The sequence below is a fragment of the Candidatus Neptunochlamydia sp. REUL1 genome (genome assembly GCF_963457595.1).
GTDB lineage: Bacteria > Chlamydiota > Chlamydiia > Chlamydiales > Simkaniaceae > Neptunichlamydia.
This window is the reverse complement of sequence record NZ_OY735137.1, coordinates 1,111,421-1,133,467: the sequence shown is the minus strand read 5'-3', so window position 1 is coordinate 1,133,467 and position 22,047 is coordinate 1,111,421. Positions and strand designations below refer to the sequence as shown.

General features: G+C 41.9%; 24 protein-coding genes, 1 tRNA gene and 2 pseudogenes. 16 read left to right on the top strand and 11 right to left on the bottom strand.

Annotated elements, in window-relative coordinates:
- Nucleotides 1–8: 8 nt before the first annotated feature.
- Nucleotides 9–85, bottom strand: a tRNA-Arg gene (locus R2I63_RS06250).
- A 565-nt stretch (nucleotides 86–650) separates the two neighbouring features.
- On the opposite strand from R2I63_RS06250, the gene R2I63_RS06245 reads away from it, so the two are divergent.
- The gene (locus R2I63_RS06245; protein WP_316355892.1) at nucleotides 651–1,205 is read left to right on the top strand and encodes a 50S ribosomal protein L11 methyltransferase; all 555 of its coding nucleotides are present in this window, start codon (nucleotides 651–653) and stop codon (nucleotides 1,203–1,205) included.
- Nucleotides 1,206–1,226: 21 nt separating this feature from the next.
- Entirely contained in the window at nucleotides 1,227–1,697 is a 471-nt protein-coding gene (locus tag R2I63_RS06240; protein WP_316355891.1) for a GyrI-like domain-containing protein, read from the top strand.
- Here the strand turns inward: R2I63_RS06240 and R2I63_RS06235 are convergent.
- The 4 genes from R2I63_RS06235 to R2I63_RS06220 form a co-directional block, all read right to left on the bottom strand.
- Nucleotides 1,694–2,083: an Lpg1974 family pore-forming outer membrane protein gene (locus R2I63_RS06235; RefSeq protein ID WP_316355889.1), complete on the bottom strand. Its 390-nt coding sequence runs from the start codon at nucleotides 2,081–2,083 to the stop codon at nucleotides 1,694–1,696. The genes R2I63_RS06240 and R2I63_RS06235 overlap by 4 nt on opposite strands.
- A gap of 28 nt (nucleotides 2,084–2,111) precedes the next feature.
- Nucleotides 2,112–2,645 carry a hypothetical protein gene (locus R2I63_RS06230; protein ID WP_316355887.1) on the bottom strand — a complete coding sequence of 178 codons (534 nt, stop codon included), beginning with the start codon at nucleotides 2,643–2,645 and terminating at the stop codon, nucleotides 2,112–2,114.
- A 254-nt stretch (nucleotides 2,646–2,899) separates the two neighbouring features.
- Nucleotides 2,900–4,591 (bottom strand): chaperonin GroEL, encoded by a 1,692-nt coding sequence (groL, locus tag R2I63_RS06225; protein WP_316355885.1) that lies wholly within the window; start codon nucleotides 4,589–4,591, stop codon nucleotides 2,900–2,902.
- A gap of 11 nt (nucleotides 4,592–4,602) precedes the next feature.
- Nucleotides 4,603–4,896 carry a co-chaperone GroES gene (locus tag R2I63_RS06220; RefSeq protein ID WP_316355884.1) on the bottom strand — a complete coding sequence of 98 codons (294 nt, stop codon included), beginning with the start codon at nucleotides 4,894–4,896 and terminating at the stop codon, nucleotides 4,603–4,605.
- A 233-nt stretch (nucleotides 4,897–5,129) separates the two neighbouring features.
- Between R2I63_RS06220 and R2I63_RS06215 the strand changes: the two genes are divergently transcribed.
- The 3 genes from R2I63_RS06215 (at nucleotide 5,130) to R2I63_RS06205 (ending at nucleotide 6,234) form a co-directional block, all read left to right on the top strand.
- Nucleotides 5,130–5,270 carry a hypothetical protein gene (locus R2I63_RS06215; RefSeq protein WP_316355881.1) on the top strand — a complete coding sequence of 47 codons (141 nt, stop codon included), beginning with the start codon at nucleotides 5,130–5,132 and terminating at the stop codon, nucleotides 5,268–5,270.
- Entirely contained in the window at nucleotides 5,267–5,530 is a 264-nt protein-coding gene (locus R2I63_RS06210) for a hypothetical protein (RefSeq protein WP_316355879.1), read from the top strand. Before R2I63_RS06215 ends, R2I63_RS06210 begins: the two co-directional genes overlap by 4 nt.
- Before the next feature lie 443 nt (nucleotides 5,531–5,973).
- Nucleotides 5,974–6,234 (top strand): hypothetical protein, encoded by a 261-nt coding sequence (locus R2I63_RS06205; protein ID WP_316355877.1) that lies wholly within the window; start codon nucleotides 5,974–5,976, stop codon nucleotides 6,232–6,234.
- A 107-nt stretch (nucleotides 6,235–6,341) separates the two neighbouring features.
- Here R2I63_RS06205 and R2I63_RS06200 read toward each other — a convergent pair whose 3' ends face one another.
- On the bottom strand, nucleotides 6,342–7,547 hold the full coding sequence (locus R2I63_RS06200) for an exo-beta-N-acetylmuramidase NamZ family protein (RefSeq protein ID WP_316355875.1): 1,206 nt from the start codon (nucleotides 7,545–7,547) through the stop codon (nucleotides 6,342–6,344).
- Nucleotides 7,548–7,630: 83 nt separating this feature from the next.
- Here R2I63_RS06200 and R2I63_RS06195 point away from each other — a divergent pair, with 83 nt between their 5' ends.
- The 5 genes from R2I63_RS06195 to R2I63_RS06175 all read left to right on the top strand — a co-directional run bounded on the left by R2I63_RS06195 (nucleotide 7,631) and on the right by R2I63_RS06175 (nucleotide 13,514).
- On the top strand, nucleotides 7,631–11,251 hold the full coding sequence (locus tag R2I63_RS06195; RefSeq protein WP_316355873.1) for a proline dehydrogenase family protein: 3,621 nt from the start codon (nucleotides 7,631–7,633) through the stop codon (nucleotides 11,249–11,251).
- A 95-nt stretch (nucleotides 11,252–11,346) separates the two neighbouring features.
- Nucleotides 11,347–12,612, top strand: a complete 1,266-nt coding sequence (locus R2I63_RS06190; protein ID WP_316355870.1) for a hypothetical protein — start codon at nucleotides 11,347–11,349, stop codon at nucleotides 12,610–12,612.
- A gap of 107 nt (nucleotides 12,613–12,719) precedes the next feature.
- Nucleotides 12,720–12,965, top strand: a complete 246-nt coding sequence (locus tag R2I63_RS06185) for a hypothetical protein (protein WP_316355868.1) — start codon at nucleotides 12,720–12,722, stop codon at nucleotides 12,963–12,965.
- 2 nt (nucleotides 12,966–12,967) lie between these two features.
- Nucleotides 12,968–13,339 carry a hypothetical protein gene (locus R2I63_RS06180; RefSeq protein ID WP_316355866.1) on the top strand — a complete coding sequence of 124 codons (372 nt, stop codon included), beginning with the start codon at nucleotides 12,968–12,970 and terminating at the stop codon, nucleotides 13,337–13,339.
- Nucleotides 13,340–13,391: 52 nt separating this feature from the next.
- Nucleotides 13,392–13,514: a hypothetical protein gene (locus R2I63_RS06175; RefSeq protein WP_316355865.1), complete on the top strand. Its 123-nt coding sequence runs from the start codon at nucleotides 13,392–13,394 to the stop codon at nucleotides 13,512–13,514.
- Nucleotides 13,515–13,582: 68 nt separating this feature from the next.
- On the opposite strand, the pseudogene R2I63_RS10655 reads toward R2I63_RS06175, so the two are convergent.
- The 3 genes and pseudogenes from R2I63_RS10655 to R2I63_RS06165 all read right to left on the bottom strand — a co-directional run.
- Nucleotides 13,583–13,705, bottom strand: a pseudogene (locus tag R2I63_RS10655) (RNA-binding protein); the annotation flags it as partial.
- A gap of 233 nt (nucleotides 13,706–13,938) precedes the next feature.
- Nucleotides 13,939–14,121: a hypothetical protein gene (locus tag R2I63_RS06170; RefSeq protein ID WP_316355863.1), complete on the bottom strand. Its 183-nt coding sequence runs from the start codon at nucleotides 14,119–14,121 to the stop codon at nucleotides 13,939–13,941.
- A gap of 1 nt (nucleotide 14,122) precedes the next feature.
- Entirely contained in the window at nucleotides 14,123–14,383 is a 261-nt protein-coding gene (locus R2I63_RS06165; RefSeq protein WP_316355862.1) for a hypothetical protein, read from the bottom strand.
- 243 nt (nucleotides 14,384–14,626) lie between these two features.
- On the opposite strand from R2I63_RS06165, the gene R2I63_RS06160 reads away from it, so the two are divergent.
- From R2I63_RS06160 to R2I63_RS06145, 4 genes and pseudogenes are all read left to right on the top strand, one after another.
- Entirely contained in the window at nucleotides 14,627–14,917 is a 291-nt protein-coding gene (locus tag R2I63_RS06160; RefSeq protein ID WP_316355860.1) for a transposase, read from the top strand.
- 17 nt (nucleotides 14,918–14,934) lie between these two features.
- A pseudogene (locus R2I63_RS06155) lies at nucleotides 14,935–15,558 on the top strand (IS3 family transposase); the annotation flags it as partial.
- 57 nt (nucleotides 15,559–15,615) lie between these two features.
- On the top strand, nucleotides 15,616–15,891 hold the full coding sequence (locus R2I63_RS06150) for a transposase (RefSeq protein WP_316355858.1): 276 nt from the start codon (nucleotides 15,616–15,618) through the stop codon (nucleotides 15,889–15,891).
- Nucleotides 15,888–16,646: an IS3 family transposase gene (locus R2I63_RS06145; protein WP_316355856.1), complete on the top strand. Its 759-nt coding sequence runs from the start codon at nucleotides 15,888–15,890 to the stop codon at nucleotides 16,644–16,646. Before R2I63_RS06150 ends, R2I63_RS06145 begins: the two co-directional genes overlap by 4 nt.
- 309 nt (nucleotides 16,647–16,955) lie before the next feature.
- On the opposite strand, the gene R2I63_RS06140 is transcribed toward R2I63_RS06145, so the two are convergent.
- Entirely contained in the window at nucleotides 16,956–17,312 is a 357-nt protein-coding gene (locus tag R2I63_RS06140; RefSeq protein ID WP_316355855.1) for a hypothetical protein, read from the bottom strand.
- On the bottom strand, nucleotides 17,309–20,521 hold the full coding sequence (locus R2I63_RS06135) for a hypothetical protein (RefSeq protein WP_316355853.1): 3,213 nt from the start codon (nucleotides 20,519–20,521) through the stop codon (nucleotides 17,309–17,311). The genes R2I63_RS06140 and R2I63_RS06135 overlap by 4 nt, the downstream gene beginning before the upstream one ends.
- A 171-nt stretch (nucleotides 20,522–20,692) precedes the next feature.
- Between R2I63_RS06135 and R2I63_RS06130 the strand changes: the two genes are divergently transcribed.
- The gene (locus R2I63_RS06130) at nucleotides 20,693–21,655 is read left to right on the top strand and encodes a transposase (RefSeq protein ID WP_316355852.1); all 963 of its coding nucleotides are present in this window, start codon (nucleotides 20,693–20,695) and stop codon (nucleotides 21,653–21,655) included.
- Between the two features lie 123 nt (nucleotides 21,656–21,778).
- Nucleotides 21,779–22,045, top strand: a complete 267-nt coding sequence (locus R2I63_RS06125; protein WP_316355850.1) for a hypothetical protein — start codon at nucleotides 21,779–21,781, stop codon at nucleotides 22,043–22,045.
- The last annotated feature ends 2 nt before the right edge of the window (nucleotides 22,046–22,047 follow it).

Genomic DNA, 22,047 nt, shown 5'->3' with positions numbered 1-22,047 from the left:
TCCTTAAATGGTGCACCGGAGAGGACTCGAACCTCTAACCTCCTGGTCCGTAGCCAGGTACTCTATCCAATTGAGCTACCGGTGCAGAGTCAATCCATTTTGCGTGAAAAACGCTTTTCTCGCAAGAGAAAAGCGCACTCCTTAAGCCTGATCTACTGGGTGGTAGATCGTGCTTGTTTCGATTGATTTTAAAAGCAACCCTGGGTATTCCGTGACAATCGTGCCCCCCCTTCAAGAGTGAATCCCCCTGGTGCCGATCTATTCTGAATGATTTGATCTTCGATCCCCCCTTTAATAGCGTTAAGGGTAAACTCACGAGAACACACCTTATTAACGTGGATAATCGTTTGTTGCCATTGTGCGTCATCACCTTTAATATATTTTGAATAGACCAAAATCACTTTGGTCATCGTATTAGAAAACCAGCTATCTACATAAAATCAGGGTCATTTTCAATGCTATCTAAGGCCTTTTCAACATCTTCAGCAAAAACTGCTTGATAGATTTCATCATTTTGAACAGACGAAATTTCCATGGCTTCACCTATACGTTATAAAATAGGAGCGTTACACTCTCTCTAAGAGATTGATTCCAATCCAAGGTTTTTTTGCGTCTATTTTATTGATCTCTCCAGTATACTTCGCCCCATTATGATTGATTGGAATGCCCAGTGGGAGCTTCATGCTCCAAATTTTTTGAATGGATTTGCACATGTCTCTTTAAAAGACTTTGGTGGACCAGACGTGGGCTTTAAAATGGCCCCCGGCCCAGGCTTTGGAGATCTCTCTCACCCCACAACTAAAATAATGCTTACCCTCATGCCGCAGACGATAGAAGGATCTGTGATTGATATCGGATGCGGAAGTGGTGTCCTCTCCATTGCTGCAAAGCTCTCAGGCGCTACCAACGTCATGGGCATCGATATTGAGAAGCAAGCCGTCAAACATGCTAGGCTTAACGCAGCGCTCAACAATCTCAACTGCTCCTTTAGTCAAAAACTTCTACAACCACCTAAAAACCCGCTCATCCTCATGAATATGATTTCTTCAGAGCAGTCCATTGCTTGGGATTCTTTCCCTACTTGTCACAGCTCTATCCTGATTGTTTCTGGATTTCCTGTTGAAGAAGCCGATCCCAACCATTACGGCAAGATTGTCAAAAAACTCGAACTAGATGGGTGGAAAGGTTTTGTCATTCACCTATAACCTCACAACTGCTAGAATCTTTTGCAAACCCCGGAGAAGGAAATAAAGCACCCAGAATTCAACATTATTGGCATCGAAACAAGAACCACAAACGAAAATGACCAGGCAGCAACTGATATAGGTGCGTTGTGGAAAAATTTTCTTGAAAATCAAGTTCTTGATAAAATTCCAAACAAAGAAGATACGACCATTTATAGCGTCTACACCGATTATGAAAAGGATCACACAAAGCCTTATACTGTGGTTTTAGGATGCAAGGTTGCTCACCTAGATGAAGTTCCCGAGGGGATGGTAGGACGTCTGATTCCAGGTGGAACGTTTACCCAATTTACTGCAAAGGGAAACCTCTATGAAGGCGCTGTATATGCAGAATGGCTTAAAATTTGGAAGGCCCCCTTAAACCGGAAGTTTACTGCAGACTACGAAGTATACGGCCCTAAATCCCACACCCCGGAAAGTGCTGAAGTCGACATCTTTATTGCTGTTGACTAGAATCCTACAGTGAGACGGAGATAAGGACCTGCTAAAATAAAAGTGTCTTTGTCTCGACTTGCAATATCCGCGATTACAGAGGTGCTATTGATGCGATATGTGAGAATCCGATTCACTTCTTTAAGTTCTGCATAAAGATAGGTGCGGTATCCCCCAATAACCATCAGTGAAACACTATTGGACCACTCATATTTATAGTGAAGACCAAGATCTAAATTAATATTTGGAATCACCTGGAATTTTGCATTGTCGGTCCACTTTCCTACATCGACAAGCCGAGGCTGATCAACTCCTGCTAAGGAGGAATCGGCAAGAATACTATAGGTCCCTCGAAACCAGATTTTTGAAAAAAAAGTTGCTATCTGCAAAGCAAAATTAACACTCACGTCATGAGTGCCACAACATCTTAGTAAATTAAAATCCAAAATGCCATTCGAGTTTTGGACCCAGCCCCCAAATACGTGTTTTTCGCTGGGACTTAACCTCTGCTTCATATGTCGTAAAAGGAGCTCCCTGCACACCAGTGGTGATAAGGTGATCATCATTATGCAAGGAAAAGAAACAATGAACATCATTGAACGCAAGTCCCCCACCAAGAGCAAAGCTGATATGCTCATACATAGGGAATCGGCACATTACAATAAGATCTGCAATATGAAGGTGAAGATGCTGTTTTCTAAAGTCTTTTTGTATGCTGCGCTGCGAAGTCCCATTTTGCAAAGCAAAAGTATTGTCGGTATTTAGGTTGCCATCGCCGTTATTCTTAATGTAGGTGTACCCGGCATACAGCGGATTACGGGTAGGAGGAATGCGATAAAGAGCTTTGACTCGATACCCAAAATTATAATCAGGATTTATCGATTCATCTTTTTGATTGAAGACCGGAACAGGATTGTTGAACATTCCAAGGTTGTAAATCACTGCCGCTTCAGAATAGGTCGTACTCAAACTCGATGTAAGTAGAAGTAGCTCTCCTGTCAACTCAATATTTTCTTGTTCTCAAACGGATTCCTGGTGGCCTTTATAATAAGCAATCTGCTCTGGAGTCGGTCCTTGCTCAGCAAAAACACCTCCAGAAAATGCTAGGAAAAATAGAAAAAAACCAAGCCGCTTCATAAGTGTAAATCTATGACCAGTTTGGTTTTTTACGTCAAATATCAAAAAAAAAGAGGGCCGATTGGCCCTCTCTAGTAGATTAGGAATTACATCATTCCCATGCCAGGCATTCCGCCCATACCGCCCATTCCAGGCATACCTCCCATTCCTCCCATGCCACCCATTCCGGGCATACCTCCTTCAGCTGGAGCATCTGACTTGGGCTCGGGTTTATCGGTAATCATACAAGCAATGGTAATGAGTAGACTTGCAATCGAAGCTGCATGCTTTAAGGCACTCTTTGTGACAAGAACAGGGTCGATTACCCCAGCCTTAAGAAGGTCTTCAAAGGTGTCGGTCAAACCGTTATATCCAAACGCTCCTTCCCCTTCATAGACTTTTTCAGCGATTAAGTTTCCTTCCTTACCACAGTTTGTTGCAATGGCAGTAGCAGGAGCAAAAGCGGCCTTTCGAACAATTTCGAGACCGATTTTTTCTTCGCCTTTCAGCTTAAGATTCTCAAGTCCCTTGACAGCACGAAGAAGGGCTACCCCTCCACCAGGAATGATGCCATCAATTACAGCTGCGCGCGTCGCATGAAGAGCATCTTCAACACGAGCTTTTTTCTCTTTCATTTCAGTTTCGGTTGCAGCACCAACATTGATAACCGCGACGCCTCCTGCAAGTTTTGCTAGGCGCTCCTCAAGATTTCCACGCTCGTAATCAGAGGTTGTGTTTTCCATTTCACCTCTGACTTGCTTAATTCTTTCTTGAACGGCATCGTGGTTGCCTGCTCCATCAATAATCGTGGTTTCTTCTTTGCCAACTTTAATTGTCTTAGCGCTTCCAAGAACTTCTAGCCCAACATCTTCCAAGCTAAGACCGACATCTTCAGTCACAAGAGTCGCTCCAGTTAAAATCGCAATGTCTTGAAGAATTGCCTTACGGCGATCTCCAAATGCAGGTGCTTTTACAGCACAAAGAGGCATGCCCCCTTTAAGCTTGTTAATCACAAGTGTAGCAAGCGCCTCGCCATCGAGGTCTTCTGCAATAATTAACAAAGGCCTTTGTCCTTGCTCCATGATCTTTTCTAAGACAGGAACAAGCTCTTTAGCATTTGAAATCTTCTTATCGGTGATCAGAATCTGCGCACCCGACAATTCCGTGGTCATTTTCTCTGCGTTAGTGACGAAGTAAGGAGAGAGATATCCTTTATCGAACTGCATTCCTTCTACAACATCAAGAACAGTATCGATCCCCTTTGCATCAGCGATTGTAATCGTTCCATCTTTACCAACTTTATCCATTGCCTTCGCAATCATCTCGCCTATTTCAGGATCGTTATTTGCAGAGATGGTTGCAACCTGTTTAATCTCTTCATGCTTACTAACAGGCGTTGAAAGTTTGTTGAGCTCTTCAACCATAGACTGAACAGCTTTATCGATTCCTCGCTTCACGCTCATAGGGTTTGCACCGGCTATGACGTTTTTCACGCCTTCTTTAAAAATCGCTTCTCCTAGAACAATCGCTGTTGTGGTTCCATCACCAGCAACATCAGAGGTCTTTGAAGAGGCTTCCTTCACAAGCTGAGCCCCGATATTTTCAAACTTATCTTTAAGTGCTATCTCTTTCGCAACAGTCACACCATCTTTCGTTGAAAGGGGAAGCCCCATTCCTTTATTAATGACAACATTGCGCCCTTTAGGCCCAAGAGTCACGATTACAGCTTTTGCTAGAGTCTTCACGCCTTTAAGGATCGACTTAAGGGCATTTTCATTAAATTGCATCATTTTCGCCATGGGTCTTCTCCTTATTCTACAACGGCTAGGATATCGTCTTCAGACATGATGAGAAACTCTTCCTCATCGGAATTTACTTCAGTTCCAGCAAAAGAACCAAATAGGACTTTATCGCCCATCTTGACTTCCATTCTGGTCACGGCGCCATCGTCCTGCATTTTTCCAGGCCCTACAGCTATAACTTCACCTTGCTTAGGCTTTTCCTGTGCCGAATCAGGAAGCAGTATTCCTCCCTTGGTCATCTCAGCTTCGCTGCGTTTAACAAGTAGTCGGTTTCCTAGTGGCTTAAATTTTTTGAATGACATCGTAATTACACTCCTATAAGGATGGGTTTTTTAGTCAGAATCATAGATTAGCTCTCTCTTTTTGTCAACCGACTTAGCAAATAAACTTCCCGATTGCTAACTCTCTTCTATTATTTTTTCCGATACCTTTCATCCTCAAAATATACCGTACTGTCAGTACAGCCTAGGTTCTAGTATAGGACCTATTACCCCTAAAAGCCCAAATGATCTTCCTGTTGCCAAACCGGTCCCTGTTGTCCCAGCAAAAGAAACTCTCTGGAAATCAAGTGCATTGGGCTTTATCCCAACAAATGGCTGCTTGGCCTAAAGAGAAGACTGCAACAAACACCTCTGGCCTATACTGCATGGGCTGGAACCTAGAAGAGAGGGAATGACATTTAATGTCCCTACAAACTTCCATTATATTTCTGATGCAGGGAACCCTGCCCATGATTATATTGCTCAAGACCTAGATTCCGGGTTTTCCATTGGAGCGACTGAGTTAAATGACCCTCCAACTGTTTCCTGGGAGCCTTCTGAAACAGGTAACATGCTGCGAAATGTTTCCTACCACAATGATGGTCTCGTCATCCATGACGTACAAGGAAGTGTATTCCAAAGTGCCTTTTATAATGGTCTATCTCCGGACATATAACTCCCATCTGGTGGCACCTTTTCACAATCACAACTTTCTCAGCAAAATGTAACCAAATACCAAATTGAAACCTCGACCCTAGTATATATCGTAACCTAGACCTCTACAAAGGCCACTCCTGGCTTTTAGGAATAGGAAAAGCATTAGGGGCAGGTAACAACACTGAAAGTGAATCGGAAGCTCTATTAGGAAGCATGAGCGTCCTAGCCTAGCTAGAAACGACCCAAAATGGTTCGGATCAAGAAAAAATAGCTCAAACCCATTGGAGTTTAGAAAGTGCGTCTTTCCATACCTACTACCAAAACACTGAAAATAGCCCCTATAATGATGTTTCAACAGAGTTCGTAAAAAATCACCCAGTTGTTTCGCTAATATGGCAAGGAAAAATTTGTGATGAAACCTGGTGGGGAAATGATTGGGACCGCATTATCGCTTGTAAAAACATGCCAGATTCCGCTAAATTAATGGATAATTACCTAGATACAACCCCTGCATATATTAAAAGACTTGCAGACTATGTCATATCCAATTGGGACAATTTTGATGATAAAAATACAATTCAGTCTGTGTTAATCGCAGTTGTTGCTAAAACAGACCCTGCAACAGCGGATAAATTTATTGATTTTGTGAATCAAAAGAATTATTTCGATCCAGAAACAAATGCATTCATTTTAAGAGTGATTTCTAGCTACGCTGAAAATTAGCAGAAGGAAATCCCCTCAATCTACTGACACTAGAGATTCTTCTCAAATACAGGCAAGACAAAGGACCTTGGGTTAATGACTTAAGGCCCTATTGTTATTCTTGAAAATTAGTATAGAAGATACTTAGCACGAGTTTCTTTAAATTGCTCACGCTCACTTTTTTGATATGCGATCATTTTCCAAGCGGCATACCGTTCATTAAGCATGAGTCGATAGATCTCATCATTGCCATTGGCAAGACAAAACAATCTTTTCTTGTTTCCGTTAACTTTTTCAAGATATCCCTTGGTTTCCTGAGGATACAGACTCTTTAAAATTCCCATTAGAAGGTATTGGACACTAAGAGGTTGATACTGAAGCATATCTGTCACTCGAATGAGAACACCATGGCAATCCTTTCCCTTAAGGGATCCATAAATGGGACGGTAATGAAAAGGAAAAAAGTGAACACCTGAGAGTTTTTGACTATTAAGCTTTTCAGCAAAGGCCTCTGCATCAATCCATGGAGCCCCAACAACTTTAAAAGGGAGGGTATACCCCACTCCAATATTGACCATTTCCAATTCCCCCAGAATTCCGGTTGAGGCATAGAAAAGTGGCGTATCTGCCTCAGGAATATGGGGGCTTGTCGGAATCCAGGTCAATCCCGTCTCTTTAAAGGACATGGTACGCTTCCATCCCTTCATAGGAATGACTTTGAGATTGCACCCAACTTTATACTCTCCATTAAAAAAATTAGCGAGCTCACCAATGGTCATTCCATGGCAATAGGGAACATTGACATATCCTATAAAAGAGCGCCACTTAGGTTCCAGCATTCCCCCATCGATAATCAGCCCATTGATGGGGTTGGGGCGATCAAAAACAATGACAGGGATTTTTCGTTTTGCCGCCTCTTCCATCACATAAAATAGCGTGGTCGCGTAAGTATATGAACGCACTCCAATGTCTTGAATATCATAGATCAAGATGTCAACCCCCCTTAACATCTCTTCTGTTGGACGTCGCGTTTTTCCATGCAAGCTATAGACCTTAAGCTTTCCAGCTTTTCCATCGCTGGTGTTTTCTCCAGCATAGTCGGTCCCAGACCACCCATGTTCTGGACTAAAGAGAGCCACAATCTTCATTCCTTCCTTCTGAAGAACTTCAATCGTTGGAGTCATCCTCTTATCAACCCCCGTATGATTGCTAACAAGCCCTACCCGTTTGTTTTGCAACCCCTTGTAATGCTCCTCCTTAAAGAAAACATCAACACCAAGATCTACTGATGCAAGAAGGGGGAGGAAAAAAAAAGTAAAGATCATTCGCCACATATCAGAAAAGCTTAGATGAAAAATGATTTTTCTTATACAAGAACAATTACGGGAGAATATGTTTTATAGCAATTAGGTCCTAAATGTCAGATAAACACCATGAGTCAAAGCAGATGCACCTAGCGCGCGATCTATTAGGATCGGTGAGGGGATCTCCTATGTCCCTCCAAGACAGGGAGAAAAAATCTATTGAACTTGCCGCTCTGATTTTGTCCGAATCAAACAAGGCCCTGACTAAAGAAGAAAGGAAACGGTATGGTGAACTTCATCGAATGATGAGTGACCCTGTAGGAAAAGTTTTTCTCACTGCCATGACAGACCAGTGTTTCCGGTCGAAAAATAATCAGCGCATCGCAAACCAAATGGTCTACCTCCTTAATCTTTATGGGATCCCAAAATTCTTTTCTCCTTTTAAACGACTGCAGCTCTATTTCTTTAAGTTATTTGGAGCAAAACTTGCTAACATCCTCGTTCCCCTGGCAATCTTCACTCTGCGCAAAGAGACTTCATCGGTTATTATCCCCGGAGAAAAGGGACCTCTTTCTCGTCATATCAAGAAAAGGAAAGAGCAAGGAATCCGCCTCAACCTTAACCATCTTGGAGAAGCAATCCTCGGAGAAGAGGAAGCTGTCCGCCGAATGCATATCTATTTAGCGGACTTGAAACATCCCCATATCGACTACGTTTCCATCAAGATCTCAACAATTTGTTCCCAACTCAACCTTCTCTCATGGGATCGAACACTTAATGACTTAGAGGAACGCCTCAAAAAACTTTACATTGCCGCAATGGAAAATCCAATCACCCTTCTTGATGGAAGGAAAAGTTCAAAGTTCGTCAACCTCGACATGGAAGAATATCGTGATCTTCATCTGACAAAGGATCTATTCATAAAAATTCTAAGCGAGCCTGAGTTCCACTCCCTTTCTGCAGGAATCGTTTTGCAAGCCTACCTCCCAGATAGCCATGAAATCCAAAAGGAAATCACCGAGTGGGCAATTAAGCGGGTGAAAAATGGAGGGGCTCCTATTAAGGTGCGGATTGTAAAAGGGGCCAATATGGCAATGGAGCAACATGAAGCATCTCTTAAAGAATGGCCGCAGGCTCCTTATACAAGCAAAGTGAGAACCGATGCGAACTACAAAAGAATGGTAGTCTACGCCTGCGAACCTGAAAATGCCCGTGCAGTTCATATTGGAATCGCTTCTCACAATATCTTTGATATTTCATTTGCCATGATCTTGCGATTAGAAAATCGAGTAGAGCGAGAGATTACTTTTGAAATGCTTGAAGGAATGGCCGACCATATGAGACGGGTCGTCCAGGCCCTTACCGGAGACATGCTCCTCTATTGCGCCGTTGCTACTCGCCAGGATTTCCAAAGCGCCATTGCTTACCTTATCCGCCGTTTAGATGAAAATACAGGCGCCGAAAACTTCCTTGCTCATAGTTTTGGTCTCAAAGCTGGAACAAAAGAATGGAAAGTCCAGTCCTCTCTTTTCTCCGAGGCCTGCAAACTAAAAAACACAATAGAAAATGAACCTAGAAAAAAGCAAAATCGCCTTGAAGCCCCCTCTCACCTCGGTCCCAATTCCCCATTTGAAAACGAAGCAGACACCGATTTTTCACTCACCCAGAATAGGAAGTGGGCTGAAGAAATTATCAAAAAGTGGAAAGGAAAAAAGATTACACCCGTCCCCCTTGTAATCGAAGGGAAAGAAATTCACACTCAAGATGAAGGGAAAGCAATCGATCCCTCTCAGCCCGATCATCCCTATTATACCTATTCAAAGGGAGGATGGGAAGAGATCAATCGTGCTCTTAACTCTGCAAAAAAAGAAGAAGGCAACTGGGCGAACACTCCGGTTGAAGAAAGATGCATGCTTCTTTCTAAAGCAGCACAAGAACTTAGGAAGCAGCGGGCCGATCAATTGGGTTCAATGATTGGAGATGCAGGAAAATCTCTTATTGAAGCAGATGTTGAGCTCTCTGAAGCAATTGACTTTGCTGAATATTACCGCCGCTCAATGCGACAGTTCTCAGCCCTCAAAGACCTTGAATGGACACCGAAAGGAACCATCCTTGTCGCGTCTCCTTGGAACTTTCCAAAAGCGATTCCTTGCGGAGGAATCCTTGCTGCACTGGTTACAGGAAATTGCGTTCTTTTTAAACCTGCACCTGAGACTGTTTACACAGGTTATGAACTTGTCAAAGCTTTATGGAAAGCGGGGATTCCAAAAAAAGTCCTTCAGTTTATCAATTGCGACGATGACCCTGTTGGCTCCAAGCTCATTCAAGATAAGAGAGTGAATGCTGTTATCTTAACGGGAGCAACAAGCACAGGAAAACTCTTTATGAAACTCCGCCCCGGGATTGACCTCTATGCAGAAACAGGCGGAAAAAATGCTATTATCGTTAGTGCGCTTTCAGACAGAGATTTAGCGATTAAAGAGATTATCCACTCAGCATTTGGACATAATGGGCAAAAGTGTAGCGCTGCCTCCTTAGTCATCTTAGAAAAAGAGGTCTACGATGACTCTCACTTTATGGAGCAACTCCGAGATGCCGCTGCAAGCTTAAAAGTTGGGTCTCCATGGGATCTTGCGAATAAAATGACACCTTTGATCAATCCTCCAAACGAATCACTCCACAGAGGGCTCACCACATTAGAACCTGGAGAATCGTGGCTTCTTGAGCCCAAACAAAACCCAAACAACCCCCATATGTGGACACCGGGGATTAAACTCGGCGTCAAACGGGGAAATTACACACACAAAACAGAGCTTTTTGGGCCTGTCCTAGGCCTCGTACGAGCAGACAACCTCGATCAGGCCATTCATATTGCGAACTCCACTCCTTATGGACTGACTTCGGGAATCCATTCCCTTGACAAACGAGAACAGCAAAAATGGCAACGCCTTATCATTGCAGGAAACTGTTACATCAATCGAAGCATTACAGGAGCAATTGTCCGTCGTCAAGCCTTTGGAGGGACAAAAAGCAGTTGCTTTGGCCATGGATCTAAAGCAGGAGGCCCTAACTATCTCACGCAGTTTATGACTGCGAAACAAGTGGGGGTCCCCAAAGAAAAATTTCCCGTTGGTGATTGGGTAAACAACCTCACACGCTTCCTTGAAAAAATCGATCTTTCAGCCGAAGATCTCGGTGTATGGTACGCAAGCATTTCTAGTTATGCCTACCACTGGCAACAATTCAAACGAGATAAAGACCAATCTAAAGTAGTTGGTGAAGATAATTATTTCCATTACCTTCCCCACAAAAAAATGATCTTTCGCATCACTTCTCAAGATGACCCTCTTGACTACCTCAGAGTTTTTGCAGCCGCTTTAACAACAGGGACACGCCTTGAGATCAGCTGGGGGAAAAATGAGGAGGCAAAGCAACGTCATGCAAATTGGGAAGCCCTCCTCCCCATTTTCAACATCTTAGAGGAGGATGAACCTAGCTTCATTAACCGCTTAGAACACGGACACATCAAAAGGATCAGAATGCTTCAAAAGCCATCAGCTGCTCTTGAAAAGAAAGCTGCCGAAATTACTTGTTACATTGACCACGCCCCAGCCCTTGCGAATGGCCGCATTGAACTTCTTCATTATCTACGCGAAATGTCTCTCTCTGTTTCCTACCACCGTTACGGAAACCTTGGTCTTCGCGAAGGCGAGCTCCGCCGCCCTATTCTCTAAAATTTCACAAACTATACAAACTGCCACTGTCGCTTCTTTACATTTTTGTTTTGATCAATTAAATTTTTCTATTGCAAAAGAGGCAATGTGTTAATATGAGACTTGGTAAACTTCTTTTCTTTTTCTGTTTGCCAGCACTTATTTGGAACGCTCCCCTCATCAGCTCTGCTCCAAGTCAAAAACGCCCTACCTTTTGCCCTTGGGACCTTCTCAAGTTTCAGAATCTCTCTTATGATAATATCACCTCTTTTATCGAAACAGTGGAATATGGAGACCCCAGTCAATTTTTCGATAAAACCCAAACTTATGAAATCTTAAACTTTGTAACGTTTCTTGCTCGAAATGGGATTTCCAGCTGGGATACCGCAGCTCAAGAGGAGCTCGAAAGAGATATTGAATGGCTGTTTTCAGATCAAGATGAGGAGAGGACTCACCCTTGGTGGTCATTGTCAGCTTGGACTGGTAAAGAGTTCTCGAGTGTTCCTGCCGTTTTTCAATCCAATGAAACAGTGCAAATCATTCAATGCGAAAATTGGCTTTCTAAAAAGTGGAACAAAACCAAAAAATTTGTCAAAAAACATAAAAAACCGATCATCATTGCCACTGCTGTCATTGTTGTAGCAACCGTTGTGATCGTTGCAACTGGTGGGGCTGGCGCCTCTCCACTTGCAGGAGCCGCTGCGGCAGCTGGAGCCGCAGGTTCAAATTCCCCCAACAACGAAGATCATCCCCACATTAACAAACCTGGGGATGTCAGAGTTCAAGACGATGCCCCGCCACAAGAAATCCATCAAAAAGATCCTCCTTTAGCTACTCACCCGATGAGCAGTCCAAATACAAATCAATCCCTTCCAGCCTATCCACAAGTGGAAGCAGTGGAGAATCAGGATGCTGGGGCACTCTCTGAAACGATTCAATATCATTCTGAAATGATTAAGGAAACCCTTTCAGAAGAGTTGCCAGGTGAAGCTTTTAATGTGCCGTCGGTTGACGAACCAACATTCTGGGAAAATGCCGCCAACAAAACTAAAGAAGTCACTTCTTGGCTTGCCCATGATGCATTAAAAGATACCGCCGAGTGTATCGGGGTTCCAAATGAAGCAGCCCACGAATATCATGAGAAAATTGACGAGATTTTTGGAACCGATCATGCTTCCCAATACACCCCTGAGGCCTTAGAAAAAGAACCCAAAATTGTTAAGGGAGTTCTTCCTCCGCCCGGAGGAAGTCTAACCACTACTGCCAAACGCGTAGCTACTATTACTGGCTCTACAGGAGTTGCCACAGCTACCGCTACTGTCGGTTCTGCCCTTACAAAAGGCATATCAAGCCCCCCGCCAACATCCCTCAACTGCAACTAGAAAATCAAATAAGAAATGAGCTAGCAGAAAAGGGTTATGATACCCCTCCAAGGCCTGAGGGAATTCCGGAAAATTGGAATATAGCCCCCTCTGACAAAGGAGGAGGTGTGAAATATACCTTAGAAACTACTAAAAAGAATGGTGATTTATATAATAAAGAAGAAGTTAGGGTGATGCCCGCCAATCCTAATAGTCCTAATGAGGCTCAACGAAGACCCTATGTAAAACACCGAGTTGAAGATAACTTCTATGATAAGGATGGAAACGTTGTTGACAAAACCACCTTGGAAGCTCACATTGATCACGGTGAATATGACTTTGAGAAAATTTCAGAAAAAATTAGGTCAGAATAAGTATGCTAGACAGAAACGCCCAGAATTACTATCGGAATATTTTTTTAGATAGCCTCGACGATATCTCCAATGTAGAAAAACAGGAGAAGGCTTGGATTCATGGTAATTATGAAGGGTTTAATACTTTTGTAGAAATTTTCGAAGGATTTATTTCTCCTTGTGAGTCTGTCAAAAAGTGGTCTATTTTTTCAGACCAACAGCGTCAAGATCTCCAAAGGCTTTATGATTTGCTGATCAATTATGATGATACAAAAAAAGTCGGAAATCAGATTTTCGAAAAAAGTGATAAGGAGATCTGCCAAGATCCCGCCTGGAAAGAAATAAGGGAATTTGGAAAGCACCTGTATGAAGAACTCAGTAAAGTCCCTTTATAGGCTAATAGAGATTGAAGCGGAAGAAATTTATTGGGAGAATAGATTATTTGCCATGATCTTGCGATTAGAAAATCGAGTAGAGCGAGAGATTACTTTTGAAATGCTTGAAGGAATGGCCGACCATATGAGACGGGTCGTCCAGGTGACCTTGCCCCGAAAAAGTGGACGGATATGATATAGACTTTTCAAGAAAATGAGGAGTTTAAAAGAATGAAGAAATTTGACGAAGAATTCAAAGCCTCGAGATACTTGCGTTTCATGATCTACGATGATTCTAGATGATAACACCTTGCCGTACATGCTGAAGAGTTCTTTGAGCTGAGACGAAGTCACGCTTTCTGCTAGTCCTTTTACAAATATGTCCATATTTTGCCTTTTTGGGTTTGATTAGCAAATATCACGCTAAATATAAGCGCTTTATTTTTATATAGCCATAGGGTCATACCAGGAAGTAGAAGATAGGCTCTTATAGCGCAACTATGGGAGGCAATATCGAGCTAAACTTTCTCTCCTGTGAGTTCTTCATAGACAGACTTGGTTTTTGATGAAATGGAAGACGATAACGGGACTGGGCAGCTTTTGATGTTTGCGATTTAGGCCTATTCATCTTTTTCCATTTCTTTGATTTCTTCCATTGTAGTTCTTAAGTCGGATAGTTTCGACATCCATAGAAACCTATACTTTTCTGGTGCTTCAATATGTATTTTAAATTTTCCATTGTCTGGTTTTTCGACTAGGAAGTGATCCGTAAGTTCTTGAACCATGCTATATTGTTCTTTCATGTTATTCCTTTTTAAGTCCCTTAGGGAAAACTCTTATGTTTTCAGCCTCTATTTTTTTGTTTTTGAATCCTTCATATTCTATAATGTGAGAATGCGGGTTGTCATGAGGATATGTACGTAATAAATCAATCCTAAACTGTCTCAAACCATACTTCGATTCTATAAGAATATCTCCGGCCTCATTATAGAAAGCTCTAGATTCCCTTCCAACAAAACTTTCTATTTGGTCTATGATTCTCACTTCTCTTTCAGCAAGCTTCATAGCCGTTTTATCACTAACGAAGCCACTTCTATAGAATGGCTGTTGTATCCTCTCAATAGCTCTTGCGTTATTGGGTAGCGTGAAACTAAGAGTGACCTTGCCCCGAAAAAGTGGACGGATATGATATAGACTTTTCAAGAAAATGAGGAGTTTAAAAGAATGAAGAATATAATGCTCCCCAAAATTTAGACAGGTGTGTTTAGGAGAATAAGCTGTCTCGGATAGACTAAAAGGAGATAGTTTATGAAACGGAGAAAAATGAGCAGTAAATATTCACCCGCCCTTAAGTTTAGAGTCGCTTTGGCTGCTTTAAAGGGAAACAAGACGATAGCAGAGCTATGCCAAGAATTTGGTGTGGCTTCCAGTCAGATTTATGCCTGGAAAAAGGACCTTGAAGAAAGAGGGCTTGAAATTTTTGAAACGAAGAGCCCAGAGCACTCTCATCGGGTAGAAGTTGATAAACTTCATGGAGTCATAGGGAAGCTGAAGGTTGAAAACGATTTTTTAGAGAGAGCGCTTGGAAGCTCCCACTAAAGGAGCGACAGGCGCTTGTAAAATTGAAAGGCAATTTAAGCCTAGCAAAAAAGGCTAAGCTGCTAAAGATCAATAGATCTACGATTTACTATCAGTCTTGTAAAAAAGAGGATGTAGATCTGATGAATGAAATCCGCGATCTGTATGAAAAGCATTGCTTTTTGGGGTATCGACGGATCACTGAAATTTTAAACAGGAGAATGGAGACAAAGGTCAACAGAAAGAAAGTCTTGAGGCTCATGAGAAAGATGGGGCTTATGGCTGTTTACCCCAAGAGAAAGCTGTCAAATAGAAATGATGATGATCCAGTTTATCCTTATCTCTTAAAGGAAAAGCCACCCCTCAAGCCAAATGATTGTTGGGCGGTTGATATCACATACATAAGAATATGTGGAGGATATGCTTACTTAACAGGGCTTATTGACTGGGTAAGCCGGCGGATTATGGGTTGGAGCTTGAGTCCTTTTTTGGATGCCAGCTCATGTTTAGAAGCATTGAATCAGGGGTTAAAAAAAGAGTTTCCAAAGATGGTTAACTCTGATCAAGGAAGTCAGTTTACAAGCAAGAGTTGGATAGAACTGCTCAAGAAACACAGTATTGAGATCAGCATGGATGGAAAAGGGTATACTGCTCCCCATTAAGACAATAAAGGAAAACGTAGAGTAAACTGGTCAAAAAAACAATAAGGAGACGAGTTTATGAAACCAAGAAAATGGGATGGGAGAACCAAAGCCCGAGCAATTCTAGAGGGGATTAAAGGGAGAAAAGTTGCCGAAATCTGCAATGATTATCAGATTAGCCAAGCCCAATACTATCAGTGGAGAGAGCAGTTTTTATCTAATCTTGACAAACCTTTTGAAGCAAAAAAGCCAACCTCTCGGGAAGAAAGATTAAAATGTGAGAATCAGAAACTTAAAGCTCTTATAGGAGGGTTAACGCTCGAGTTAAAAAAAACCGAAGAAGAGTTGCTATGAGAAGAAAAACCTCCATAGCTGTCATCGAGAGAAACAAGCCGATCTTGAAGCGAATGGAAGAGCTGAAAAAAGAGCATCCATTCTGGGGTTATCGAAGGATCTGGGCTCATCTTACGTATGTAGATCAAATAGTTGTAAACAAGAAGAGAGTTTACAACATAATGAAGAAGAATAACTTACTGGTAAATAAAGAGACAAAGCTGAGAGCCAAAAGAGGCTCTTTAAGGCCAAAGCCACAGGCGAAAAAACCTAACGAAATCTGGGGAATCGATATGACAAAGATCAAAACTGAAATCGGTTGGGTGTATGTTGTAGTTGTGTTGGACTGGTACAGTAAAAAGATCGTTGGAAAACAGGTAGGACTAGTCTCAAAAACAGAAGACTGGCTAGAAGCCTTGGATGAAGGGTTATCAAAGCAATATCCTGAAGGAGTGTTGGGCAAAGAGCTTAACCTTGTATCTGACAATGGTTGCCAGCCAACGTCAACACGGTTTATGAAAACCTGTAACACCCTGGGAATAAATCAAATATTTACAAGCTATAACAATCCTAAAGGAAACGCTGAAACAGAAAGAAGCATCCGAACGTTGAAAGAAGAGCTCTTTTGGATCAAGGAATGGAAAGGGGTGAAGCAAGTAGAGGATGCACTAAGTGAATGGGTAGAAAATTATAATCGGACTTATCTTCACTCTGCTCTAGGATACAGATCTCCAGAGTGGGCAGAAGAGAATTTTAGTAAGCAAGAGGTAGCATGATAACGTTCCCCCTCAATAGAAAAAAAGTGAAGCTGTCATAAACAGCAAAGACAAAATAAAATACTCACAGTTTTTTTGCTTGCTTAATGGGGAGGCACTACAAAAGCCTATATTAAAACCGTCCACAAAATCGGGGCAAGGTCAATAAGTTCTTCTTGTCCTCGGAAGTGTTCTTTTGAACTCTTTTAGCTCAGGAGATATTTCTTTATCGTTTCTGAACTCCTCAAGAATATTCGCAATGTTTTTCCCAGTGTTTTCTTGAGATTTATGTAGCTTTAGCACAGTATTTTGGCCCTTTAGTTAGAGAATTTATCCATAGTACTTTTTACGCTGTTCTTCCATCTTACGTTCATACTCTGCTGTTTCCTCTGGAGTGGGATTCCAGTTTTCAAGCTCTTTCATTCGCGCCTCATAAGCTGCTTGTTGTTCGGGTGTTCGTTGGTATTTGGCTAGGCTTTTCTTAGCTTCTTCAAGTACCTCCATAGCTTCGTCATAGGGAAACTCCCAGTAACCGTTTTCAGGATGAGGATAAAACTGCACTGAAAATTTATTTGGTATTTCTGCGGAAATCTCTACCCATTGATGTTTTTTATAGTCAATCTCTGCAACAGTGTTCTCTCTTTCTGGAAGTTCTAAAATATCTATATTAAAATCAGTGTTTTTCATTTCTTTGGCTCCAAAAACCCAATAAATTTGCCTTCAGTTGTAAATCTAACACCCTTTCCTTTTTCATTTCCTACTCTTATATCGAAAACGGTTCCATAACGCTTTTTTGCTGTATCTCTAATGATCACTTTATCAGGATGATTCAATATTTCATCGAGGACTTTTTGTCCGTGCATATTTACCTCATGTATATTACCACTTGGTTTTGGAAATACTGACCCTAACCTATCTGTTTTCTTCTGCAAGGCTCTTCCAGCCTGACTTAATCCACCCCGATCATGAAAAGTCCCAGAGTGACTCATTTCTCCTATAGAGACTGCTTTAGTCTCACCCTTTTCAACCCATGTTACAAACTGATAATTATTACTTCTATTCACACCTTTTGCCGCTTCTAGTGCTTTGTATTCAACCTTAGTAATGCTTTTCTTAAAGAATCCCTTAGGATATATCGGAAGCATTTCGCTCCAAGGATTTCCGATTCCACTGTGGTAAGCAGGATTCTGTAGTGCTTCAATAGCCCTTACTTGTTTCCCAAATCCGCGAGAATTCAAAAGTGCTCTATCTAATAACGGATTAGGCTTCAGAAGTTTGGTAGATTGTCTCATGAAAGCAAATGCTTCTTGACCTACCTTCATGCAGGGCTTGCATCCACCAAGCAAAGGAAGCGGCACAGCAATTTCTCCAACAAACATACTCATTTGAGCGTTGGGGGAACCTAGATCTAGGTTGACCTTCTTAGCAACCCAATTGTCGAGTCTATTCGAAACCTCCATCAATCCAAAGGTATGGGGTTTAGTCTTTAAGCTTGGCTGCTCAAAAGCTTGAATCGCAAATACAATGGTTTTTTTAGCGCCTATAAGCAAACAAATATCTGCATCTCTTTTAGCCCTGAGTGGGTTCTCTTTCCATTGTTGGACGTATCCTTTAACCCAAGTTTCTACATTTCTTTGAGTCTGCTCTGGAACAACTTTGCTGATAACGAAGGGAACAAAACCTGCCATTTGAAGTGGTCTATTATGCGCTGGTCTTATATCTACAGGATTACTCCTCCCAAGACTTCTAAGCTCCATTGGTGGCACTTGCACATTGTTTGCCAGACCTTGCCCCCAGTAAGCTTGATAGTTCAAGGGGGCTTTAGGGCTATTATCTACAACAGGCGTTTGGTATTGCATGTTTTTGTTGAAGAGTTGGCCTTGTTGCATCGCCTGAACATTCTTCCACTGTCCTGCATTAGGCTCCCTTATCTGTGGTCTATTCGGAGATGGAGGGGCTTGAGACAATTCTCTTGGCACATATCTATCTGAAGAGGTAGATGGATTCGTGGTATACAGCGGCATCTTAGTTGCAGATATTTCACCGCTTACTGCAACGTTTTCTTTTATCCAATTCCATGCTTTCCCTACTACTGTTTTGGGTTTCTTGGGCTTTTCAGGTTTAGATTCTGGAACTGGAATTCTCTCTATCCCTTGTAGACTATCTAGTGTCTTTTGGGCGTCATCTCTTTCTTCTATCGCCTTTGATAGATTCTCGTTTCCCTTGATGACTTTGCTCAATTCCTTAGTTGCAGAGTTGAATGCACCACAGGCTTTTTGATACTTTGCAAATTTCTCATTGAGGTATTTATTTGCTTCTGCAACACCAGCTTCTTTTTGTATGAGCTCATTTTGTGCTGCTTGGATCTTTAGAGCATGTTGCTTGCTGTCTTCTTGCTGCTGTAAGTCTGCCAGAGTTGGTTCTTGCTTGGGGTATTTTTCTTGTTCTTCTGGAGTAAGTTCTCCGCCAACTTTTGGTTTAGGAGCTTCCTTGAACTTTTGGTCAACGTACTGCTTAATGTAGTGACTTTGAACATCTCCATTGGATATCAATGCTCTTGCGATGCGTATGTCAAGCGGCGTTGTCTCATCTGTCTCAGGAAGCTGATTAACAGCCTCAGCTACGCTAAAACCTAGTACTTGGCAGACTAGCTTTTTCTTATCTTGCGTTAATGCGCCTTTGAGTACAGATCCACCAAGGTTTCTTAAGGCAGACTCTCCTTTTCCTGTCTTTTCTGCTCGAGTTGCTAGGTCAAGAAGATCAACACCAAGAGCCGTTCCTAGATCCCAGGAATTTCTTCCCATTGCGCTACCAAGACCAAAGCCTCCAAATAGCTTTAAGACTTGCACTGCCTGATCTTTTCCTTCAGGGTCGATTGTATTGCCAAAAGAGTTCATTGCCGTTTTTGCTGCTTGTCCAATTACTAAGCTTGGATCTCCCGTTATAAAGGATAATCCTCCAGAGATCAAGGCACTACATAGATCATCTTTTAGCTCGTTTCTATGTTTATTTGAGAGCTGATGATCTCGTATCTTTTGCTGCTCAGCGTAGTGCTTTGCTGCTGTCCAGAGTGCTATCGCTCGAGTGAGATCTTCCTTTGTGAGTCTTGGTCTTTCGATGCTTTCTTTAGAGGGGTATTGCTTGAGATAGATCTTAACCTCTTCAATGTCTTTCTTGAGCCACTCTGATACCAATAGGCTGCTGAATATCTCCTTCAGTGCTTTCATGCATTTGGGAAATAATCTAGGAAATATGGAAAACTCTCGCAAACAGGTATCGTGAGTATCTAGTTGAAATACATCTCCAATCTTTTGTCCTGCTTTATTCAGAGATTTTATAAGCTGCCCCTTCAGGCCATACTCTTCTTCAAGGATCTTCTTGAGCTCAAGAATCACTTCTTCTGTTGGTTGATGATAAGTACAGTGGATATCTGAAAAGTCTCCAGCATCTATGGTGTATTCGACTTTTTCACTCACGTCTGCATAGCCTCGAAAATGATCAGCTAACAAAATAGATGCTTCTTTAGCTAAGTTGTTAACACCACGTATCTCACGGAAGAAATCAACAAAAATCTTTTGAAAGCGCTCATCTTCCTGCTGCTTTCCCAAAACAAAGAAATAACTTTCTTGAATCTTCCTATTGATTGTTGTCTGCAGGGTTTTCATGTGCTGTGTATTGGCAGATAGTCTTTGCTCGGGATTTGGGTGCCAGGGATCTATAGAGTCAAATAGCTCTTGATACTTTGCTTCTGGAAGTCTTAGTGGTAAATGTCTTGCCGGAGGAGAGTTTTCTGGAGAACTAGATGCAGAACTATAACCGCATGAATGATCGCTAGAGGTAGAGCTTGCTGAGGGGCTGGAGGGAGGAGGGACTCTAAGATGTGTTAACTTCTGCATCGGCTCATGCTACTAGTTTGATCAAGATGCCATAAGAGCTTAATCGATAGCGGTTATCTAGTCAAAGATTTACAACCACATATCAAAGAATTCCCATATTGGGACTGTTGAGAACTGGCATAATTTTCTAAAATAATTTAAGCTCTTTCTCTTTTTAGATGGAGGATTCCCATGCAACAAGTTGAGATGACTTGCTTAGAAGACTTGGTTCCAGAAAGCCACAATTACCGTAAATTTGCCAAGATTTGGTCATTTAGTTTTGTGGAGAAAAGACTCAGGAAACTGGAGAAGGACAATCCCCATAAAGGGCATGGCTTGCTGCGGATATTCAAGTGTTTATTGCTGCAGTTTATGGAGAACTGCAGCGATAGAGAATTAGAACGCTTTATCCAAGAAAACACTGCAGCTCGATGGTTTTGTGGGTTTAACCTGAGAGACAATACCCCAGATCACACAGTCTTTTGTCAGCTTAGAAAAAAAATAGGGACCAATATCTTGTCCAAGATCTTAGCTGATCTAAGAGATCAGCTAAAAGATCAAGGACTTATGAGTGAAGTTTTTACCTTTGTAGATGCAACCCATTTAATTGCTAAAGCGAACTTATGGGAGGAAAGAGATAAGGCGATTGCAGAAAAATACGAGAAACTGAACAACGAAAACATCTCACAATTTTCTGCAGACGTTCAAGCAAAGATTGGTTGTAAAGGGAAGAATAAATACTGGTATGGTTATAAGCAGCATACCAGTGTAGACATGCAGACAGGTCTTATCAATAAGGTTGCGATTACTCCGGCTAATATCACAGATGCCTCAGGTTTCAAACACGTCTGTCCCTCTCAGGGGGCTAGCTATATGGACAAGGGCTATTGTATAAATCCCGCGCCCAGAATAGCTAAGGCAAAGGGGGTACATCTAGGCGCTATCAAAAAGAATAACATGAAGGGCAAAAATAAAGATCAGGATCGGTGGTACAATTCCGTGAGAGCCCCTCATGAGCGGGTCTTTTCGCAAATAGAGAAACGAGTGCGGTACCGAGGAATCGCGAAAAATCAATTTTCAAGTTTTATGCAAGCTATTTGTTACAATCTGAAGAGGCTCGCGGTTCTAGATCCCCCAAATTTGTGTCTCTCCTAGGAAGAGGTGTGTCCAAATGGACGGAATTTTCCATTTCTAAACACTTACAAACTACAAAACCTATCAAAAAGCACCTGTTTTTTCGAACTCAAAAGTTTTACATTCTGAAACTTCTGAATCTCTTTGGTTCTAAACAGCCTCTTTGTAGAAATTTTCGAAGGATTTATTTCTCCTTGTGAGTCTGTCAAAAAGCGGTCTATTTTTTCAGACCAACAGCGTCAAGATCTCCAAAGGCTTTATGATTTGCTGGTCAATTACGATGATACAAAAAAAGTCGGAAATCAGATTTTCGAAAAAAGTGATAAGGAGATCTGCCAAGATCCCGCCTGGAAAGAAATAAGGGAATTTGGAAAGCACCTGTATGAAGAACTCAGTAAAGTCTCTTTATAGGC

Excerpts from the sequence above, each read along its gene's own strand:
- R2I63_RS06245 (WP_316355892.1), top strand. The coding sequence starts at position 651 with ATGATTGATTGGAATGCCCAGTGGGAGCTTCATGCTCCAAATTTTTTG.
- groL (WP_316355885.1), bottom strand. The coding sequence starts at position 4,591 with ATGGCGAAAATGATGCAATTTAATGAAAATGCCCTTAAGTCGATCCTT.
- R2I63_RS06220 (WP_316355884.1), bottom strand. The coding sequence starts at position 4,896 with ATGTCATTCAAAAAATTTAAGCCACTAGGAAACCGACTACTTGTTAAA.
- R2I63_RS06210 (WP_316355879.1), top strand. The coding sequence starts at position 5,267 with ATGACATTTAATGTCCCTACAAACTTCCATTATATTTCTGATGCAGGG.
- R2I63_RS06205 (WP_316355877.1), top strand. The coding sequence starts at position 5,974 with ATGCCAGATTCCGCTAAATTAATGGATAATTACCTAGATACAACCCCT.
- R2I63_RS06200 (WP_316355875.1), bottom strand. The coding sequence starts at position 7,547 with ATGTGGCGAATGATCTTTACTTTTTTTTTCCTCCCCCTTCTTGCATCA.
- R2I63_RS06195 (WP_316355873.1), top strand. The coding sequence starts at position 7,631 with ATGTCAGATAAACACCATGAGTCAAAGCAGATGCACCTAGCGCGCGAT.
- R2I63_RS06190 (WP_316355870.1), top strand. The coding sequence starts at position 11,347 with ATGAGACTTGGTAAACTTCTTTTCTTTTTCTGTTTGCCAGCACTTATT.
- R2I63_RS06180 (WP_316355866.1), top strand. The coding sequence starts at position 12,968 with ATGCTAGACAGAAACGCCCAGAATTACTATCGGAATATTTTTTTAGAT.
- R2I63_RS06175 (WP_316355865.1), top strand. The coding sequence starts at position 13,392 with ATGATCTTGCGATTAGAAAATCGAGTAGAGCGAGAGATTACTTTTGAA.
- R2I63_RS06170 (WP_316355863.1), bottom strand. The coding sequence starts at position 14,121 with ATGAAAGAACAATATAGCATGGTTCAAGAACTTACGGATCACTTCCTA.
- R2I63_RS06165 (WP_316355862.1), bottom strand. The coding sequence starts at position 14,383 with ATGAAGCTTGCTGAAAGAGAAGTGAGAATCATAGACCAAATAGAAAGT.
- R2I63_RS06160 (WP_316355860.1), top strand. The coding sequence starts at position 14,627 with ATGAAACGGAGAAAAATGAGCAGTAAATATTCACCCGCCCTTAAGTTT.
- R2I63_RS06150 (WP_316355858.1), top strand. The coding sequence starts at position 15,616 with ATGAAACCAAGAAAATGGGATGGGAGAACCAAAGCCCGAGCAATTCTA.
- R2I63_RS06145 (WP_316355856.1), top strand. The coding sequence starts at position 15,888 with ATGAGAAGAAAAACCTCCATAGCTGTCATCGAGAGAAACAAGCCGATC.
- R2I63_RS06140 (WP_316355855.1), bottom strand. The coding sequence starts at position 17,312 with ATGAAAAACACTGATTTTAATATAGATATTTTAGAACTTCCAGAAAGA.
- R2I63_RS06135 (WP_316355853.1), bottom strand. The coding sequence starts at position 20,521 with ATGCAGAAGTTAACACATCTTAGAGTCCCTCCTCCCTCCAGCCCCTCA.
- R2I63_RS06130 (WP_316355852.1), top strand. The coding sequence starts at position 20,693 with ATGCAACAAGTTGAGATGACTTGCTTAGAAGACTTGGTTCCAGAAAGC.